At 68.4% G+C, this 18,443-nt stretch carries 14 protein-coding genes and 1 pseudogene; 4 read left to right on the forward strand and 11 right to left on the reverse strand.

The window, feature by feature from the left end; translation table 11 throughout:
* Positions 1-34 precede the first annotated feature (34 nt).
* From ABZ860_RS34530 to ABZ860_RS34540, 3 genes are all read right to left on the reverse strand, one after another.
* A complete protein-coding gene (locus ABZ860_RS34530) occupies positions 35-2,728 on the reverse strand; it encodes an RICIN domain-containing protein (RefSeq protein WP_357228507.1) in 2,694 nt (897 codons plus the stop codon).
* A gap of 495 nt (positions 2,729-3,223) precedes the next feature.
* Positions 3,224-6,109: an RICIN domain-containing protein gene (locus tag ABZ860_RS34535; RefSeq protein WP_357228510.1), complete on the reverse strand. Its 2,886-nt coding sequence runs from the start codon at positions 6,107-6,109 to the stop codon at positions 3,224-3,226.
* Positions 6,110-6,596: 487 nt separating this feature from the next.
* Positions 6,597-7,388, reverse strand: a complete 792-nt coding sequence (locus ABZ860_RS34540; RefSeq protein WP_357228513.1) for an SDR family oxidoreductase — start codon at positions 7,386-7,388, stop codon at positions 6,597-6,599.
* Between the two features lie 232 nt (positions 7,389-7,620).
* On the opposite strand from ABZ860_RS34540, the gene ABZ860_RS34545 reads away from it, so the two are divergent.
* Positions 7,621-7,956: a metalloregulator ArsR/SmtB family transcription factor gene (locus ABZ860_RS34545; protein ID WP_357228515.1), complete on the forward strand. Its 336-nt coding sequence runs from the start codon at positions 7,621-7,623 to the stop codon at positions 7,954-7,956.
* A gap of 78 nt (positions 7,957-8,034) precedes the next feature.
* Here the strand turns inward: ABZ860_RS34545 and ABZ860_RS34550 are convergent, their stop codons facing one another.
* Positions 8,035-8,970, reverse strand: coding sequence for an AraC family transcriptional regulator (locus ABZ860_RS34550; RefSeq protein WP_357228518.1), 936 nt, complete (start codon positions 8,968-8,970; stop codon positions 8,035-8,037).
* A gap of 131 nt (positions 8,971-9,101) precedes the next feature.
* Here ABZ860_RS34550 and ABZ860_RS34555 point away from each other — a divergent pair, with 131 nt between their 5' ends.
* The gene (locus ABZ860_RS34555; RefSeq protein ID WP_357228521.1) at positions 9,102-10,100 is read left to right on the forward strand and encodes a zinc-dependent alcohol dehydrogenase family protein; all 999 of its coding nucleotides are present in this window, start codon (positions 9,102-9,104) and stop codon (positions 10,098-10,100) included.
* 68 nt (positions 10,101-10,168) lie between these two features.
* Here ABZ860_RS34555 and ABZ860_RS34560 read toward each other — a convergent pair whose 3' ends face one another.
* Entirely contained in the window at positions 10,169-10,627 is a 459-nt protein-coding gene (locus tag ABZ860_RS34560) for a hypothetical protein (RefSeq protein ID WP_357228524.1), read from the reverse strand.
* Between the two features lie 527 nt (positions 10,628-11,154).
* Between ABZ860_RS34560 and ABZ860_RS34565 the strand changes: the two are divergent.
* Positions 11,155-11,295, forward strand: a pseudogene (locus ABZ860_RS34565) (MFS transporter); the annotation flags it as partial.
* 1 nt (position 11,296) lies between these two features.
* On the opposite strand, the gene ABZ860_RS34570 reads toward ABZ860_RS34565, so the two are convergent.
* From ABZ860_RS34570 to ABZ860_RS34595, 6 genes are all read right to left on the reverse strand, one after another.
* Positions 11,297-11,536, reverse strand: coding sequence for a hypothetical protein (locus tag ABZ860_RS34570; RefSeq protein WP_357228616.1), 240 nt, complete (start codon positions 11,534-11,536; stop codon positions 11,297-11,299).
* The gene (locus tag ABZ860_RS34575) at positions 11,479-12,231 is read right to left on the reverse strand and encodes a hypothetical protein (RefSeq protein ID WP_357228527.1); all 753 of its coding nucleotides are present in this window, start codon (positions 12,229-12,231) and stop codon (positions 11,479-11,481) included. Before ABZ860_RS34575 ends, ABZ860_RS34570 begins: the two co-directional genes overlap by 58 nt.
* 44 nt (positions 12,232-12,275) lie before the next feature.
* Positions 12,276-13,286, reverse strand: a complete 1,011-nt coding sequence (locus ABZ860_RS34580; RefSeq protein ID WP_357228530.1) for a C-terminal binding protein — start codon at positions 13,284-13,286, stop codon at positions 12,276-12,278.
* The gene (locus ABZ860_RS34585; protein WP_357228533.1) at positions 13,273-15,078 is read right to left on the reverse strand and encodes an IlvD/Edd family dehydratase; all 1,806 of its coding nucleotides are present in this window, start codon (positions 15,076-15,078) and stop codon (positions 13,273-13,275) included. Before ABZ860_RS34585 ends, ABZ860_RS34580 begins: the two co-directional genes overlap by 14 nt.
* 122 nt (positions 15,079-15,200) lie before the next feature.
* Positions 15,201-16,577 carry a glucose-6-phosphate dehydrogenase gene (locus tag ABZ860_RS34590; RefSeq protein ID WP_357228536.1) on the reverse strand — a complete coding sequence of 459 codons (1,377 nt, stop codon included), beginning with the start codon at positions 16,575-16,577 and terminating at the stop codon, positions 15,201-15,203.
* Positions 16,574-18,301, reverse strand: coding sequence for a glycoside hydrolase family 15 protein (locus tag ABZ860_RS34595; protein ID WP_357228611.1), 1,728 nt, complete (start codon positions 18,299-18,301; stop codon positions 16,574-16,576). Before ABZ860_RS34595 ends, ABZ860_RS34590 begins: the two co-directional genes overlap by 4 nt.
* On the opposite strand from ABZ860_RS34595, the gene ABZ860_RS34600 reads away from it, so the two are divergent.
* Positions 18,218-18,424, forward strand: coding sequence for a hypothetical protein (locus ABZ860_RS34600; RefSeq protein WP_357228619.1), 207 nt, complete (start codon positions 18,218-18,220; stop codon positions 18,422-18,424). The genes ABZ860_RS34595 and ABZ860_RS34600 overlap by 84 nt on opposite strands.
* Positions 18,425-18,443 lie beyond the last annotated feature (19 nt).

The raw sequence follows: 18,443 nt of genomic DNA on the forward strand, positions 1-18,443 counted from the left end.
TGTACGACCGGCCGCGGCCCGGTAGGACCTCACATCAGCTGCGCAGGCTCCACTGCTGGTTCGTGCCGCCGTTGCACGACCACAGAATGATCTTCGTGCCGTTGGCGGTCCCGGCGCCGTTGGCGTCCAGGCACAACCCGGACTGCACACCGGTGATGGTGCCGTTGGAGTTGAGGTTCCACTGCTGGTTGGTCTGTCCGTTGCAGTCCCAGATCACCACCTGGGTGCCGTTCGAGGTGCCCTGGCCGTAGGCGTCCAGGCACTTGTTGCCGAACACCTGCAGCTGCTTGCCCGAGGTGTACGTCCACCGCTGGTTGGTCTGTCCGTTGCAGTCCCACAGCTGCGCCTGAGCGCCGTTGGTCGCCGTGCCGCCGCTGACGTCCATGCATCGACCCGACTGGCCGCCCACGATCGTGACGTTCTGCTGGCTGCTCCCGCCGTTTCCTTGCCTGACGAGCGATTTCGACTCAGCCGATCGGTTCCCCTGGGCGTCCACGACGTAGAGCCGATACTCACCGGTCGACGTCGGAACGGCAATGGAGGTCGCGGTTCCGCTTGCCCGGGTCATCGTGTTGCCGGCGGTGAAGGAGGTCGTACCCGAGGGGGCCAGCCAGACCGTCTTGCTCGCATCGCCGGTGCTGCGGATGGGAATCGATGTCACGCCGGCGCCGACGAACGTGCTGGCGGGCAGGACGTAATCCGGCAGAGAAAGATTGCTCTGGGGGATGATGTTCCTGTACGCGTCCTCGAGTCCGGAGTTCACGGCGATGCTGTATGCCTGCGACGGCCAGACGTAGTCGGAGGATACGAGGATGTCCTGGACCGTGCTGTTCGGCAGGTTCTTGTTGGAGACCTTGTTGATAGGGCCGTATGTCTGCGTGATGCTCAGATCATGCTTACGCCCGAAGTCGTCGGAGTTGATGAGCCACGTGACGTTCTTGTCCACGCTCAGGACGTTGTCGCGGAAGGTTATGTACGCTGAGCCTTCGTCCGGGTGGAGTCCGTACTTGTGACCGGCCGGGACGCCCTGCAGATAGTTGTTGCTGATCGTGGTTCCCGGCTGGCTGCCCAGCGTGTAGATGGGAGCCGTGTCGCCCAGGCGCTGCACCGTGTCGATGATGTGGTTGTAGCTGATGTTGTTGTTCTTCGCCGTGGTGGTCGGCCGGTTGGGCTGGATCGAGCCTGACGAACCGTCGAAGTTCCACCACCCCCAGCCGAGCGTTATGCCGGACCACGGGGCTTTCTCGATGCGGTTGTGCTGGATGGTCAAGGTGTCGGCGAAGTACGCCGAGATGGGGCTGTGCCCGTTGAACAACACGGCGCTGTCGTAGATGTAGTTGTTCTTGATGTCGATGTTCTTGGGCGCTCCCTCGACACCCACGGGATACTTCTCGTGGTTGGTGGAGGTGTAGTCCCCGATGTAGACATGCTGGGGATGGCCGACGACGATGGCGGATCCGGCGATGTCGTTGGTGTAGTTTCCGATCAACTGCGTGTTCACCACGTCGTTTGCCATGGTGATTCCGTCGACGCCGGTGTGCTGTATCCGATTGTTCTGCAGGACGAGCCCGTCGGCGTTGTCGATCTGAATGGCGCCGGGCGCCATGTCGACATTGCGGTAGTAATAGACGTGGAAGTTCTGCTTGGCATATGCGATCGCGCCGAGATTGCCCTGCTGGGCTTGTTTGAGCACCGAGCCGGCCACGTTGAACAGGTTCCAGTCGGAGTGCTGGACCGTGAGGCCGGCGAAGGTGATGTTCCGGACGCGAGCGCTGGTGGAGGTGCCGGCGACCCTGAGCAGGGTGGACACGTTGTTCGGTGCGAAAACCGTCGCGGTCGTCATGTCCTCGGAGGTCGCCTTGTAGTAGTACAACGTCCGGCTCGTCTTGTCGAAGTAGAACTCGCCCGGCGTGTCCAGGAACTCGTAGGCGTTCATGACCTTGTGGGTGCCGCTCACCTGGGCGTTCCCGTTGAAGGCGCCCTGGGCGATAGCCGCTCCCGGCTGCTGGAACTGGGCTATGCGGTTCGTGCCGTCAGAGGTGACCTGCCGGACTCCCACGATGGCCGTGGTCCAGGTCGTCGCCGTCTCTATTTCGATGTCGTCCTGATTGGCGGCGATGGCGGGAAAATCGCTCAGACTGTATTTCGCTCCCGCGCACTGCGAACCCGATTCCCAGGCCCAGGGAGCCTGCCCCGCCGTGATGGTGTAGGTTCCGTAACACCCCTGCGAGTTTATTGTTTTCGAAGCCATGTACGCTCGCTTGTCGTTGACGTAGAGCGCGCGGAGCTTGTTGCTGCGATTCAGCGGGGCTTTCCAGATGTTACCGCTGTGCTGCGTCCATCCGGTTACCTGAACGCCTCCGCTGAGGATCGGCGTCTCGTTCTGGTACGCGGCGTATACGACCCGGAATCCATTCGTGCCGGAGTCGGCCGGCGTGAAGTCGATTGTGCTGCCGACCGAATAGTTGCCCCCGCGGAGGTACACGTAGATGTCGCCTGTCATGTCGGCGTTCACCGTGCGGACGACGTCCCTCGCGCGCTGCAGCGTTCTGAACGGCGACGTGATCGTTCCAGGGTTGGCGTCGTTGCCGTCGGGGGCGACGTAGTAGGTTGCCTGGGTCGCTGCCGAGGCCGCGGTACTACCTGTGAAGGCCGGCAGCAGCACAGCGGCGACGAACACCGCAAGCGCTGCTAACGCCTTCCCAGTGCTGGACAGGGCTGACTTCACGCTCTGTTCCTTTCGCTGGTTCCGAGCAGATTTTCGTCGCGAAATCACCCCGCGTAGCAGAATTCATCGGGGTGTGCCATCGCGCGGGTGTGGCGCCGTGAAGCGCGGGTCTCGTCAGGCTTGTCGTCGGGAAGGCCGCATGTCGTTCGTCACGGGCGGCTCATGGGCCTTCCAGTACCGCGAAGGACGAGCCTGCCGTTGCTGGAGGAGTCCTCGCCGTCCGCCCCGCTCCGCGCTGACGAGGGCCACCGCCGGGGCCCGAGGTCTCCTCATAACACGCCCTAAGAATCTGTGGCAGACGTTGCGTCACCATTTCGAGGCGAAAGGTATGACGTATGCCGACTGATGTCTAGGGGTAATGTGGCGCGTGATCCTCACTGCGGTGCGCGCGGCGCATCGGAGCCCTGCTGGATCTGCCGCGTTCCGCGCCGGTTCAGGGAGGAAGCCGCTTCATCTCAGCAGTGGTGAATCACATCGCCGGTGAAACTTTCATCGTCACACGGCGACGACCTGCCATTCCTGGTTGGCTCCGCTGTTGGCGGCCCATTGGATGACTCGGGCGCCGTCGGCTGTGGAGCCGGCTTCGACGTCCGCACACAATCCATTGCCGCTGTTGACCAGCCGGTAGTAGCCGCTCGTGGACGCGGGGACGAGTTTCCACCGCTGGTTCGTGCCGTTGGCGTCGGTCATCTGGACGAGGGCGGCGCCCTGGTTGGCGTTCGGGCTGCTGAGAGCCTTGCCGCTGCCAAGACTGGTCAGCCGGAACGAGCCGTCGGAGTTCTGCGACATCCGCCACTGCTGGTTGGTCCCGCCGTTCCAGGGCCACTGGACGACGGCGGCACCATCGGCGGTGGAGCCTCCGTAGACGTCCAGCACCTTGCCGCTGTTGCGGTTGACCAGGCGGACGACGCCAGTGGACGGGCCGCCGGCGCCCAGTTCGACGGTGATCTGGGTCGTCGTACCCGCGGTCAGGGACACCTGCCGGGCGTGGCCGCCCAACGGAGAGGTGGCGACGCTCGCGCTGGTGGTAACGGAGGCGATCCCGCGCCGGCAGATGAGCGTCACGGTCTGGGTGACGTCGGAGATGACGGTGGCGGTGACAGTCCGGGCGCCGACGTCCCAGGTGAGCGACTCGATCCGGATGCGGTTGCGGCCGCGTACGCCGGTGATCGTGCCCTTGGCGAACTGGTCGGGCAGCGCGGGCAGCAACTCCAGGATGCCGGGCCTGGTGTAGATCAACGCCTCGGCGACGATCGCGGGCAGCGAGTTGGCGGCGTCGGCGTTGTAGATCGACAGGTTCGGGTTGTGCGAGGTCATCAGCGATCGGAAGATCATGTTGTTGCCCAGGATCTTCCGCAGGCTGCCGTACACGCCGGCGCCGTCCTTGAGCCGGGCTCGGGCGAGGCTGCGGTGGATGGCGCCGTGGGCCTCCCCTCCCTCGTCCCCTCGCAGATCCAGAGCGCGGCTCGCGTAGCGGATCAGGTCGGGCTTGTCCTCGGGGTTGATCTCGTGCAGCGGCCAGACCGGGTACATGTGCTGTACGTGACGGTGGTTGTACCGGTCGGTCAGGCTGGGCCACGACCATTCCGCGAGCGCCCCGTCGCCGTTGACCCGATAATCGGGCATCTTGGCCAGCAAGGCGGTCCAGCGTTGCACGCCTTGGCCTGGGCCCTGCTCGGTGCCGAGGAAGTTCGCGGCGTCGATGGCGGCCTGCAGCGCGTGCTTGCCTGCGGCGATCTCGCCGGTCGCGTTGATCGACAGTTGCCTGCCCGTGTTGCCGGGACTGTTCTCCATGGAGAAGCACGGCACGAAGATGACCTTGCCGTTGGCGTCGGTGCGAGTGAGGAAGTCCTCGTAGAACAACGCGAGCTCGATCAGGACCGGAGCGAGCTTGGTGCGGTAGAAGGTGGTGTCACCGGTGACCTGGTAGTACTCGAGCAGCGGATAGAGCAGCCAGTCGGCGCCGCCGATCCAGGTGTGGCCGGGGAACCCGCTGTCGAAGTGCAGCATCTTGCCGTACTCGCCGTCGGTGCGGGAGGGAGCGAGCAGGCCGCGGGTGCCGTAAAGGTTTCTGGCGTTGGTGCGCCAATCGTTGATCTGGCCGAGGATCAGGGTGAAGTAGCCGTCCATGGCTTCGGTGAGAGACAGGATGTTGCCGCCGGCGACCTGGAAGTTGACGTTGGCGTCGGTGGTGAAGTCGCCGGCCCACGCCGCGTCCCAGGCGCCCGTCCACAGGCCGGTCAGCCGTGGTGGCAGGACGCCGCTGGAACTGAGGAACAGGTAACGGCCGGAGTCGTACATCCGCTCCAGCAACGCGAGGTCGATGACATTGCGGTTGGAGTTCTGCCGCGCGATCAGCTCACTGGTCGACAGTTGCCGATCGGCGGCGCTGACGTTCAGGTCGAGGCGTGACCGGTCGTACAGCGGGGTGTGCAGGGCGGTATGCCGCGTGAGCAACGTCGCGTAGTCGGCGCTCAGCGCGGCCAGCGCCGTGTGCAGTGGTTTCGCGTCCCACGCGGTGGACGACTCGTAGCGGTCGAGTTTGGTCAGCAGCACGACTTTGGTCGCCGCGGCCACGACGATGGCCGACCCGCTCACCCGTACCGAACCGCCGGTCGCGACCACCCGGGTGACGCCCTCATAGCCGAACGCCCCCTGCCCGGCGGGGTAGGTGCCCCGCAGGTTCAGGTAGCCGTCACCGTTGCCGACCGTGGCCAGGGTGGTGAAGCCGACGGACCCCGGCACGCCGCTCAGGCCCGTGTTGACGCTCAGCGTGGTGTCGATCGTCCGCCCCGGCGCGGGAGTGAGTTCGTGCACGACGACCCTGTCGGCTCGGGAGGCGAAAGCCCGGCGCGTCCACGCGCCATAACTGTCGGTCCACGTCGAGGTGACCTCCCCGGTCCTGAAGTCGGTGATCCGGGCGTAGTCGTTGACGGTCGTCATGCCCGGGGTGCTGATCTGCAGCTCATAGCCCGGATGGAAGGTCTGGGTCCAGCGCAGTGACCAGCCGGAGGTGAAGTCGCCGGTGGCACCGTTGAAGTCGCCCGCAAGCGCCTTGTCCCTGACCCCCGCCAACCGGCCCGACAGCGTCGGCGGAGTCAGGTTGCGGGTGCCGTTGGGCATCACGAACCGATGATGCGTGAAGACCACCTTCTCCAGGGTGGGCGCGCCGTAGAGCATGGCCCCGTACTCGCCGTTGCCGGTCAGGAAGGCGTCGGTCCAACCTGCGGCGGCGGCCGTGTCGTAGATGCCGCGCTGTGGCAGTTGCGCCGGCACGGCGGCAGCCGCTCGGCCAGAGAAGATCGCCGAAGGAAGCGCGGCAGCGCCGACGGTCGCCGCCGTGGTGGCGATGAAGCGTCGACGGTTCAGCGGCAAGTTCATTGAAGCTCCTGGTGGCGAGTTGGGGGGTGATGGCTGCGGCCGGGTGCCGGCTGCGCCGCCACGGCTGGTCCATCGCCGCGGTACGGCCGTCATCCGAAGCAGGGACACCATGGGTTTGTCTGAAGGACATCCCATGAATAGGCCCGGTTAGCGCAAGGTATGACGTCTGATGTGTCGGGTCAAGAAACAATCGCGAGCACCGCGTGACCTGGTCCCGTCTTCAGGGCGGCCGACGGCTCTTTGGGGAGCTCGGTGAAAGTTTCATCGCCAGGAAGGTCGAGCGCCAGAACGGTGACCGCGAGGTGGCGCCTACCGTCGGTCGCTTCCCTCATTCATCCATGGCCGCGACGCGGCCGCAGGGAGTCATCCCATCTTTGATACGGAGAAGAGTTCTGTCGCCGTCTCCTCTGCAACCCCGCAGACTGCTCGAGGTCAGTCAGTCGATGGCTCGAGTCCTGGCGGGAGGTGCTGATCTCCATCATCACTGTCAGTCGACGACCATGCCGCTGGTGAGGTTGGCGATCGCCCCGGTGATCGCACTGGCGCGGTCCGAGGCGACGAAGACGGCCACGTCGGCGATCTCCGCGACGCTGGGCAACTGCTTGCGCAGGGTCCGGTCCACCATCCGGTCATGGAATGCCTCGCGGCTGATGCCGTAGGCATCGGCGTGCAGGCCGTACACCTCCGAGAGCTGCGGCGTTTCCGGCATCCCCGCCGCGTTCAGGCAGACGACCCGCACGCCGTACGGTCCGACCTCGGCGGCGAGACCCCGCGACAGCGACTCGATCGCCGCCCAGGCCGGCGCCATGCCTCCCATCAAAGGGAGGGCTGAGCGTGACGGGCTCGCCGTGATCGTCACGATCACCCCTGATCCCTGTCTGGTCATGCGTCGTGCCGCCGCTCGGGCGGTCAGGAAGTTGGCCTTGGGGTAGGTGCTCATGGGCAGGTCGAAGCCGCCGGCCGGCAGGTCGACGATCCGGGTGCCCTGGATGCCGGTCTGCGGGAGGCTGACGGCGTTGAAGGAGATGTCGAGAGATCCGGCCTTCCGGACCACCGCGTCGGCGTGCGCTTCGACGGCGTTCTCGTCCAGCACGTCCAGCGTGGCGACGCCGGCGACGCCACCCGAGGCCTGGATCTTCTCGGCGACCGTCTCCAGCGCGGCGCCGGTGCGCCCGGCGAGGAAGACCCGTGCCCCCTCCGCGGCGAAAGCGTGGGCGACCGCGCTTCCGACGGCTCCGCCCGCTCCGTAGATGACCGCATTCTTGTTTTCGAGCAGCACTGTCACTCCTGGTTGTGTTGATTCGTGCGCATGACCTGTCGCGATACAGGCGGCGCAAAGGGATGTCGTGACTCAGAAGCCCGCTGTGCACGGCAGGCACCGGACCGCGCGGCTCGTCGTGGCATGGCGCGGTCGTCCATTCAGGGCTTTGTCCGGCTCCGAATGGTTCTATGTTTTTCGAACTGTTGCGAGCCTAACGCAGCCGGCCTGACTGTTCAACTATCATCGAACTATGCCCGGATCGTCACGCGAACTCTTCCATCCCGACGTCGCAGACCTCGTCCTGACCGACGTGCTGTCCGCGCTCAGCGATCCGGCACGTCTGGAGATCACCTGCCGCCTCGCCGAGGGGCCTTTGGAGGTCGCCGCCTGCCAGCCCACCGGCGCTGACATGTCCAAGTCGACCCTGTCCCACCACATCAAGATCCTGCGCGAGGCCGGAGTCGTCCGAAACGACCCGCACGGCCGGCAGCGTTACGTCAGCCTCCGCCGCCAGGACCTGGAAGACCGCTTCCCGGGCCTGCTCGACCCCATTCTCCGCCTGGCTCCCGGCGGCGATCAGCTCTGAAAGCCGCCCTCCTCACGGCACGGGCCGGTAGGTGAGGACGGCCACCCCGGGTGGGATCACGGAGGTGCCGAGGGACCGCTACGCTCCGCGCCTCGCCCCGCTGTCCCGCGGCTGTTCATGCACGGCGCGGTAGCGGCCGGGCGTGATGCCGTGCTCGCGCTTGAACGCGGCGGCGAACGCGACGTCGGAGGAGTACCCGGTCTGTCGCGCCACCGCGTGCAGCGGGGTGTCGGACTCGCGCAGCAGCCGTGCCGCGATCGTCATGCGCCACCAGGTCAGGTAGGTCAGCGGTGGTTGCCCGACCAGCGTGGCGAACCGATGGGCGAAGGCCGCGCGGGACAGTCCCGCCCGCGCGCCGAGCGCGGCGACCGTCCACTGCCGGTCGGGAGCGCTGTGGATGGCGCTGAGCGCCGCGGCGATGGCCGGGTCGGCGAGCGCCATCGTCCAGCCGCCGGCCGCGGGCTCCTCGGCCCGCTCCTCGAACCAGGCCCGCAGGATGTAGAGCAGCAGCGCGTCGAGCAGTGCGGGCACGATGGCCGCCGCCCCGGGACGTGCCCGCCCCATCTCGTCGGCGAGCAGATCGACGGCGGCGCGCAGCGACGGATGGCGGCCGAGTCGTGCGGGCAGGTGGACGACGGGCGGGACCTCCGACATCAGGGGGTGCGTCCGGCCGCCGTCGAGCAGGTACGCGCCGCACAGCACGGTCGCGAGCTCGCCGTCACCGCTGGGCCAGGCTCCCTGGCGCCCCAGATCGAACTCCGTCAGCGGACTGGCGGGGCTGTCGGCCAGCCCGTGCGTGCCTGCTCCGTGCAGGAACACCACGTCCCCGGTGCCGAGCCGAATCGCCGGCGCGCCGTGCGGGGGCAGCAACCAGCACGACCCCTGCAGCACGATGTGGAACGCCCCACCTCGGTCGGCCGTGAAGCGCATACCCCACGGCGCGCGAAGTTCGTGGTGGTTCGCATGCGGCCGGCCGACGTGCATGGCGATGATCGCGTCGCTGAGGGCGTCCATGGCGGAAGTCTAAGAGGGAAGACGATCGGTGAGCCAGGCGAGACGATCACTTATTGAGCGTCTCGGTCACCCGCTCCTACGGTGATGAGGCAGCTCGCATCGGCGCGGGCGGCACGATGAAGGAGCCCATGATGACCAAGGCAGTGCTCTTCGACCGAATCGGCGGCCCGGAGGTCCTCGGGCTGCGAGAGGTGACGCTCGACGAGCCGGGAAGGGGCGAGGTGCGCGTCCGCGTCGACGCCATCGGCCTGAACCGGGCCGAGGCGCTGTTCCGTTCGGGCACCTATGTCTACCAGCCGAACCTCCCCGGGTCCCGGATCGGGTACGAGGCCGCCGGCGTCGTGGAGAGCGTCGGCGAAGGCGTCGAGGACTTCGCGCCCGGCGACGCCGTCAGCACGGTCCCCGCGTTCCTGATGACCGAGTACGGCACCTACGCGGAGTTCGTGGTCCTCCCGGCCCACGCTTTGGTGCACCGTCCCGACGGGGTCGACGCGGCGACGGGCGCCGCCACCTGGATGGCCTACACCACGGCCTACGGCCTGCTCGTGGAGTTCGGCGACGTCAAGCCGGGTGACACCGTGCTCGTCAACGCGGCCTCCAGCAGCGTCGGCCTGGCCGCCATCCAGGTCGCCAACCACATCGGCGCCGTACCCGTCGCCACCACCCGCACTCACGTCAAGAAGCGGCGGCTGCTGGAGGCGGGCGCCGCGCACGTCATCGCCGCCGAAGAGGAGGACCTCGTCAAGCGAGTCCACGCGGTGACCGGCGGCAAGGGGGTGGAACTCGCGGTCGACGCCATCATGGGCCCGGCGGTGAACACCCTCATTCAGGCGGTGGCCCCGGGCGGCACTCTGTTGTTCTACGGCTGGCTGGATCCCACTCCCGCACCGATGCCCATCGCCCCGGACTTCCGCGGCCGCACCATCCGCACCTACGCGTTCAACGAACTCACCGTCGAGAACGCGCCCATGCTGCGGCGCGCCAAACACTTCATCAACGCGGGCCTGCGCGCCGGGTCCCTCTCGCCCGTGATCGACCGCACGTTCTCCCTGGCCGACGTCGTCGCGGCCCACCGTCATCTGGAGTCCAACACCCAGTTCGGCAAGATCGTCCTCACCGTCGAGCGCTAGAGCCCGGACCGGTCGCGCTGCTCTCGACCGCGGTCCTGGGGATGGGCGTTCGCAGGAGGTCGGCGTCCTCACGCGGTGCCCGTGTAGAGGGTGGCGAGGCTCCCGCACATGACATTCGACGAGCCGATCCACAGGATCGTGAAGCGGTAGCCGTTGCTCTTCCTGATGACGGCGTCGGCGCAGAAATCGGGACGGATCTCGTCGGGTGCGAGTCCCGTGGGGACGTCGAACGGCAGCCGTCTCAGTAGCCAGCAGACTCCGCTGTCGACCAGCGCGTCCAGGTCCCCGCGGACGACGGCGACCATGCCGATCGACCATGGGGCGTTGTCGTGGTGGTACACGCCGATCGCCAAGTGGTCGGTCTCGTAGGCGCACTCGGCCGCGTCGTTGACCGCGTTCACCCTGCTGACGAACCGTTCGAGCCCGCCACGGAACTCCTTGAACTCCTGGGAGCGCCCTTCGGGGATGAAACCCAGGGCATCCTCGGCCAGGCCCGCCATGCTGATGCAGGGGTTCTGCGTGATCACACTGACCCCGTCCGCCGGAGGGAATTCGGGGAGTTGGGACCTCGTGATGGGCCCGGGGGCGGGGCAGACCGGGCCCTTGGGTTTCTTGGAGGTCTTCGGCTTCTGAACCTGCCCCTTCTCGGTCTCCGCGGCGTTCGAGCCTCCCCCGAACTCCTCGTCCAGACATGCTGTGGCGAAAAGGGAAAGCGACAGAAGAACGATCAGAAACCTGTGTGTGACGGAACGACCAGCGGCGAACGCTGAAACGCGAGATCGACGATGCATCAGGCTTCCCCCACCGATATCGGGTATTCATCCCGGCCTGCTTACCGCCGTCACATCTTCATTCAATCCGCCCATCGGAGCGACGTTCCGGTTCGCTCAGCGGACCGCCGCCGGCCTGCCGGTCCCGGCGGCCCGAGCCCAGCCCCGGCTCGACGCGCTCGTCCCCCCCCGGCCCCGGTCCGTGACTCGGGGCCCGTGCAGACAGGCCGAGGGTCCCTGTCTCATTGATCCCCCAGCCGGAGACGCTGTGTGAGCCCAGCCGGTTCTTCCTCGGCATCGGCGGCACGACCTCGGCGATCGGTGTGCCGTTCGTCAACGCCTGGTTCCCGCCCGCGCGGCGCGGCCTGTCCGTCGGCGTGTTCTGCGCGGGCATGGGCGGCACCGCGATCAGCGCGTTGACCACGGTCAAGCTGACTGCTCGCCGCGATCGGCCTCGGGCAGCACCGCCCGGACGGTTACCTGGAGCCCCCGATGCTCACCATCGGCCAGGACATCGGCTGTGATGAGCACGTTGCCCGAGCTGTCGCAGGCTCCCCAGGCGTTCCAGGTCCAGGCGAGGTAGCCGACGCCGTTCGCGTCGGCCCAGTTCATGACCTTGTCGATGTAGTCGTGGGCGCAGGTGTTCTGGCCGATCTCGCCGGCCACCACCGGCACCTGCGCGGCGACGGCGCCGGTCGTGCTGTTCCAGCAGGTGGTGTCCCGACGAGCGCGGCGGTGGCGAGCGCCCGCGCGGCGGCCGGCCGCCCGGTGCCGCTTGCCCAGCCGTGCAGCCCGGCCGTCAGCATCACCGCGCAGAACAGCAGGGGCTTCGCGGCCAGGATCCGCCCGTACCCCGGCTGCGCGAGCGAGGCCCAGGTGACGCCCTTGTGCGCGGCCATGGCGACCCCGGTGACGAGCTGGACGGGAAGGAACGCCGTGACCGTGAAGAGGCCGAACCGCCGCCCGACCGCGCTGAGCCCGCCTAAGGCGCCGCCCACCGTCAGCGCACCCGCGGCGGCCAGATACCAGCCGATGACGTGGCCGAACGGGCCGGGCAGCGCCCGTTTGAGCATCCCGGCCAGCACCGTGGCATGCCAGACGACCACCCCGACCACCGCCGCGGCTCCGGCCGCCGCCACCGGCCACGGTCCGACGGCCACGCCGTACAGCACGGCCACGGTCGCGGCGTTGTGCGTGGCCAGCCGGGTGATGCTCCACCGCCGCTCGGGCGCGCCGACGCGCAGCAGCGCCGCGGCGAAGTGCTCGGTCCCGCGATCGACGGGACCAAGTCCCCAGTGCGGCGTCGTGCACGTCGCCGTCCACCAGATCCGGCCCGGAGTTCGATGCGCGGATGCGCGCATGGCGGCCAACCGCGTCAGGACAGGTTCGAGGGGGAGCCGGCCGCTTACCGGCGGGAGCCCGCGGTCACGTCGTTGACCGGGCAACGGGCCGGTTGCCCCGTCAGCACCCGTACGGCCTCCTCGGCGGCGATGCGCCGCACGGTCGTGATGGCCTCCTCGGAGTAGTAGGCCGCGTGAGGCGTGACGATCACGTTGGGGAGCGTCAGGAGAGGATTGCGGGGGCGCCAGTCGCGTTGTTTCGCGGGCTCCTCCTCGAGGTCGTCCAGTGCCGCGCCGGCGATCCACCCTTCGGTGAGTGCCTGGTAGATGGCGCTGTCTTCCACGATGGGCCCTCGCGCGGTGTTGACGAGGATGGCGGTCGGCTTCATCCTGCGGAGGGTCGCACGGTCGAACATGTGGTGTGTCTGCGGGGTGAGCGGCGCCTGGATCACCAGGTAGTCGGCGCCCTCCAGGAGGCCGTCGAAGGACACCGGCCGCACTTGGTGCGATCGGATCTCGGAGTCGTCGAGGAACGGGTCGTGCGCCCAGACCTCGACGCCGAATGCTCTCGCGCGTTCGGCGATGAGCCGCGCGATGGCGCCGAAGGACAGCAGGCCGAAGACGCGTCCCTTCAGCCGCCAGATCGGCTCCCCACTCTGCCAGCGCCACTCGCCCTGCCGGGTCGCCCGGTCGTATTGGCAGATCTTGCGGACACCGGCGAGCCAGAGCGCGACGGCGTGATCGGCGACCTCGTCGGCGCACCAATCGTTCGGCGCGTTCGTGACCTGGATGCCCCGCCGGGTCGCGGCGGCGACGTCGACGATGTCCACGCCAGTGCCGTAGCGAGCGATCACCCGGCACCGGGTGAACGCGTCGATGGCGCGTGCGCCGACCCGCGCGTACTGGGTCAGGACCCCGTCGGCGTCCCGGCCTGTCTCGATCACCTCGTCCTCGCTCTTGCACTGTGCGGCGAGGAGCCGGAATCCGGCGCCCTCGACGATCGCGCGCTCGATGTCCACATCGCCGAAGTCGAAATCGGCGATCAGGACGGTGCCGCGGGGGTCAGTGCGAGTCACGGGGGATCCCCTTGGTGTGTACGAGATCCTGGTACGACACGGCGAGTTCCAGGCAGCCTCCGCCGTCCAACTGCCCGACCGTGGCGCGGTAGATCTCCTGCCACGGTGTCTGGTGGTGCAGTGCCGGCGGTGTGTGGTGAGCCCAGCGCGCGGCGATCTCCTCGTCCGGCAGGAGGACGTCGACGCGCGCCCTGTCCATGTCGATACGGATCCGGTCGCCGGTGCGCAGGATGGCGAGGTTGCCGCCGGCCGCGGCCTCGGGGCTGGCGTTGAGGATGGAGGGGGCGTCCGAGGTGCCGCTCTGCCGGCCGTCGCCGAGCGTGGGCAGGGCGGTGACGCCCCGCCGGATCAGCGCGGTGGGCACCTCCATGTTCACGACCTCGGCCGATCCCGGGTAGCCGATGGGCCCGGTGTAGCGGATGACGAGGATGCAGTCCTCGTCTATGCCGAGCTCGGGGTCCTCGATCCGGGCGTGGTAGTCCTCGGGCCCGTCGAAGACGACGGCGCGAAGGTCGAACACCTGCGGATCGTCCGGGTGCGGCAGGTGGCGGGCCCGGAAGCTGTCGCTGATGACCGAGATCTTCATGACTGCGGAGTCGAACAGGTTCCCGGTCATGACGAGGAGCCCTCCCCGCGCGGCGACAGGATCGTCGAAGGGACGGATGACCGCCGGGTCGGGGGCCGGGACATCCTCCAGGTTCTCGCCCACGGTGCGACCGGAGACCGTCACCGCGTCGCCGTGCAGGCGTCCCGCCTCCAGCAACGACCGCATGACCGCCGGGACGCCGCCGGCGAGGTGAAAGTCCTCGCCGAGGAACTCACCGGCGGGGGCGACGTTCGCGAGCACCGGGATGTCGGCTCCGACTCGTTGCCAATCCTGGTTGGACAGCGCCACCCCCACGTGCCGCGCGATGGCGTTGACGTGGATGGGCACGTTGGTCGAGGCGGCGATGGCCGACGCGACGACGATCGCGTTCTCGAAGGCCTGCCGGGTCATGATCGTGCGCGGAGTGAGGTCCTCGTGGACCAGCTCCACCGCTCGCAGGCCCGTTCGATAGGCCATCTGCGCCCGCTCCCGATAGGGGGCCGGGATCGCCGCGCACCCGGGCAGGGACATTCCCAGCGCCTCGGCCACACCGTTCATCGACAGCGCGGTGCCCATCGTGTTGCAGTGCCCGATGCTGGGCGCGGACGCGGCCACGCGGGCCATGAACTCGTCGTAGTCGATCTGCCCGCTGACGAGCAGCCGCCTCGACTGCCAGATCACCAGCCCCGAGCCCGACGAGCCTGTCCTTTTGCCCTCGTAGTAGCCGTTGAGCATCGGCCCGCCGGAGAGCACTATCGCCGGGATGTTCACGGTCGCCGCCGCGGTCAGGCACGCGGGCGTGGTCTTGTCGCAGCCTGTCGTCAGGACCACTCCGTCGAGTGGATACCCGTAGAGCACCTCGACCAGCCCGAGGTAGGCGAGGTTGCGGTCCAGCGCCGCGGTGGGTCGCTTGCCCGTCTCCTGGAGCGGATGGACGGGGAACTCGAGCGGGATGCCCCCGCCGTCGCGGATTCCGGCCTTGACCCGTTCGGCGAGGGCGAGGTGGTGCCGGTTGCAGGGCACGAGGTCGCTGCCCGTCTGGGCGATGCCGATGATCGGGCGGCCCGACTGAAGTTCCCCGGGAGTGAGGCCGTAGTTGAGGAAGCGCTCGAGATACAGAGCCGTCATCTGCGGGTTGCCCTTGTTGTCCCACCAGGCCTGGCTGCGTAGGGCTCCTGCGGTGCGCTTCGCCGTTGGCATCCCCATGTGCCGCCCCTCGAAAGACGTCCTTTACGGCACTTACCCGGCGCTCATCCAGGAAAAGCGCTCCGACGTGCGGAAATACGGCAAATGTGGACGCTTTCCTGCCTCGTGGAGCGATGGCCGGTTCACCGCGCGTCCTCCCGCCCGGAGACCGGCCCGCCCGATCCGGCCGGATACTCCCGGAGCGGAACGATGTCCTCTGACCAGGCCGACAGCACCGGCGTCAGGACCCGCCAGGACTCCTCCGCCTCGTCGCCGCGGATGGACAGGGCGGCGTTCCCGCTCAGCACGTCCAGCAGCACCTGGCCGTAGGCGGGCAGGTCCGGTGGCTCCGTCCGGGCGGTCAGCGTAAGCGGGACGAGGGTCCGGGCGTGGGAACCGACGCCCGTCAGATCCAGGGTCAAATCTTCCGGGTCGAGCCCGAATCGGAGCACGTTGGGCAGGACCTCCCCGCTGAGGCCCAAGGGCAGGTGGGGCACGTGCCGGAACCGCACCGCGATCTCCTTGCGGTCGTCTCCGAGCGCCTTGCCGCTGCGAAGCCTGAAGGTCGTTCCCGACCAGCGCCAGCTGTCCAGTTCCAGCTCCACCTCGGCGAAGGTCTCGGTGCGGTGCCCCGGGTCCACGCCTTCCTCGTCGACGTAGGCGGGAACCTCGCGGTCGCCGATCCGGCCGGCCGTGTAGCGTGCGCGGTGGGTGCGGCGGAGGATGTCCTCGCCGCTCGGGGGCCGCACCGAGCGCAGCACGTCGACCTTCCGGTCACGCAGATCGCGCTCGCCGAGGCTGATCGGCGGTTCCATGGCCACCAGGCACAGCAACTGCAGCAGGTGGTTCTGCACCATGTCCTTGAGCGCGCCGACCCCGTCGTAGTAGCCCGCCCTGCCTTCCAGCGCGAGGCGCTCATCCCAGACGATCTCTACCTCGGCGACGTGGGCGCTGTTCCAGATGGGTTCCAGCACACGGTTGGCCAGCCGGCTGCCGAGCACGTTCTGGACGGTCGTCATGGCCAGGAAATGGTCGACCCGGAACACCGCCTGCTCCGGCACGACGCCGTCCAGCAGCCGGTTCAGCCGCACCGCGCTGTCCAGATCTTCGCCGAACGGTTTCTCCAGGGCGATCCGGCTGCCCGCCGGCAGGCCCGCGTCGTGCAGCGCGGTGACCACGACGGGGAAGACGGCCGGGGGAAGGGCGAGATAGACGGCGACCGGCCCGTCGCCCGCGATGACCGACGCGACGTCGGCGGGGTCGGTGACATCGGCCCGCTGGTAACGGGCCGAGGCCACGACCGCCTTCCTCGCGTCGGCCGGCCAGGATCCCCCGTGCCGGTCGAGTTGGGCGGCCGCCCAGTGCCGGAACTGCTCGTCGTGCCAGTCCTGGCGTCCGACGCAGGTCAGCCGGAACCGGTCGTCGAGGCGTCCCGCCGCCCGCAGTGCGGCCAGCGCCGGCAACAGGTAGCGCGCGCTCAGGTCGCCCGTGGCGCCGAAGACGGCGAGGCGATGGATCATGCCGCGCCCGCGCTCGCCCGCGCGAGGTTCACGCCGCTGGTGATGATCCCTATGTGGCTGAACGCCTGCGGGAAGTTGCCCATGAACTCGCCCGTGGAAGGGTCGATCTGCTCGGAGAGCAGCCCGAGCGGGCTCGCCCGTGCGCACAGCGACGCATACAGCTCCTCGGCTTCTTCCCTCCTGCCCTGGCCGGTCAGGTTGTCGACGAGCCAGAAGCTGCACAGCAGGAAGGCGCCCTCGTCGCCGGCTATCCCATCGGGTGACTGATCATGCAGGTAGCGGTACAGCAGGCCACCGCCGGCCGCCAGGCGCTCCTTGACGGCCATGGTGGTGGCGACCATCCGCGGATGGTCGGCCGGGACGACGTGCCGCAGCGGAAGCGCGAGCAGGCTGGCGTCCAGGCTGCCGCCCCCTTGGAGATGCTCGCTCAGGGTCTGCGCGTCGTGGTCCCAGGACTGGTCGAGGATGATCTGGCGCACCTTGCGGGCCAGCGTCCGCCACTCCGCGATCGGCCCGGGCAGGCCGAGCCGCTCACCCATCGTCGCGGCCCGGTCGAGGGCCACCTGGCACATTCCCGCGGAGTAGGTGAACGCCCTGCCTTCGCCGCGCACCTCCCAGATGCCCTGATCCGGTTGCCGCCACGCCTTGCCCGCCGCGTCGGCCAGCCCGGCCAGGTCGGCCCACAGCGCGGGCTGAACCTCACCGCCGGAGCGCAGCCACTGGTAGGCGCAGTCCAGTATCTCGCCGTAGATGTCGTGCTGGCGCTGGTCGGCGGCGCCGTTGCCCCATCGCACCGGGGCGGAGCGCCGGTAACCTTCCAGCTCGGGGTCCTCGACCTCGTCGGGCACCGGTCTGCCGCCGAGCTCGTACATGATGCGCGGCCGCCGGCTCTGCTCGAAGGCGTCGAGAACCCAGCCGAGGAAGGCATCGGCCTCGTTGCAGAAGCCGATGCGGCGCATGGCGAACACGCCGAAGGCCGCGTCGCGGATCCAGGCGTAGCGGTAATCCCAGTTACGAACCCCGCCGATGGGCGCGGGCAACGAGGACGTAGGCGCCGCGACCAGCGAGCCGTTGACCCAGTCGTCGCACAGTTTCAGCGTGATCGCGGCGCGCCGGACCAGCGGTTCCTCGGGACCGCGGTAGCTGAACTGCGTCATCCAGCGGCGCCACGCGTCGGCGGTTTCCCGCAGCATCGCCTCGGCGTCGAACCGGTGGTGACGGTGGAAACGCCCCCAGGACAGCACCAGATCAAGGCGATCACCCTGCTCCAGGTCATGGATGCTGCACAGGCCGGTCAGGGGACGATTGGAGCGCAGGTGCAGCCGCAGGTCCGGCCGCCGGGACACCCGTACCTCCAGGCCGCTGAACAGGGCCCGGGCCTGCCCGCCGCCGCGCGGCCTCAGATCCACCCGCAGGCGGACGTTCCCGGCCACGACGACGGCTGAACGGACGAGCTCCGCGCGGTCGACGGGAGCGTCGTCGGTGAGATCGGCGCCTGAGCGCAGGACCAGCGCATCGGTGACCCGGACCAGGCCGGTGGAGCTCCGCGACTCGGTCACCAGCACCCCGGTGTTGGGCTCATAGCGCTGCCGGGCCTCCACCAGATCTTCCGGCGCAACGGTGAAGTGTCCGCCTCGCGCGTGATCGAGCAAGCCGCAGAACAGCGGTTCGGAGTCGAAACGGGGAAGGCACATCCATGGGATGGAACCGTTCAGACCGACCAGCGCCGCCGTCGATCCGTCCCCGATGAGGCCGAGATCTTCCAGCGGCGGATAACCGTCACGCATGCGAACCGGCCGGAATGCCGGATCGAGATCAAGCATGTCGCCTCGTCCTTCGCCGGATGACTGATGTCGGATGCCCGGG

The sequence above is a fragment of the Microbispora sp. NPDC046973 genome, from assembly GCF_040644495.1.
Classification (GTDB): domain Bacteria; phylum Actinomycetota; class Actinomycetes; order Streptosporangiales; family Streptosporangiaceae; genus Microbispora.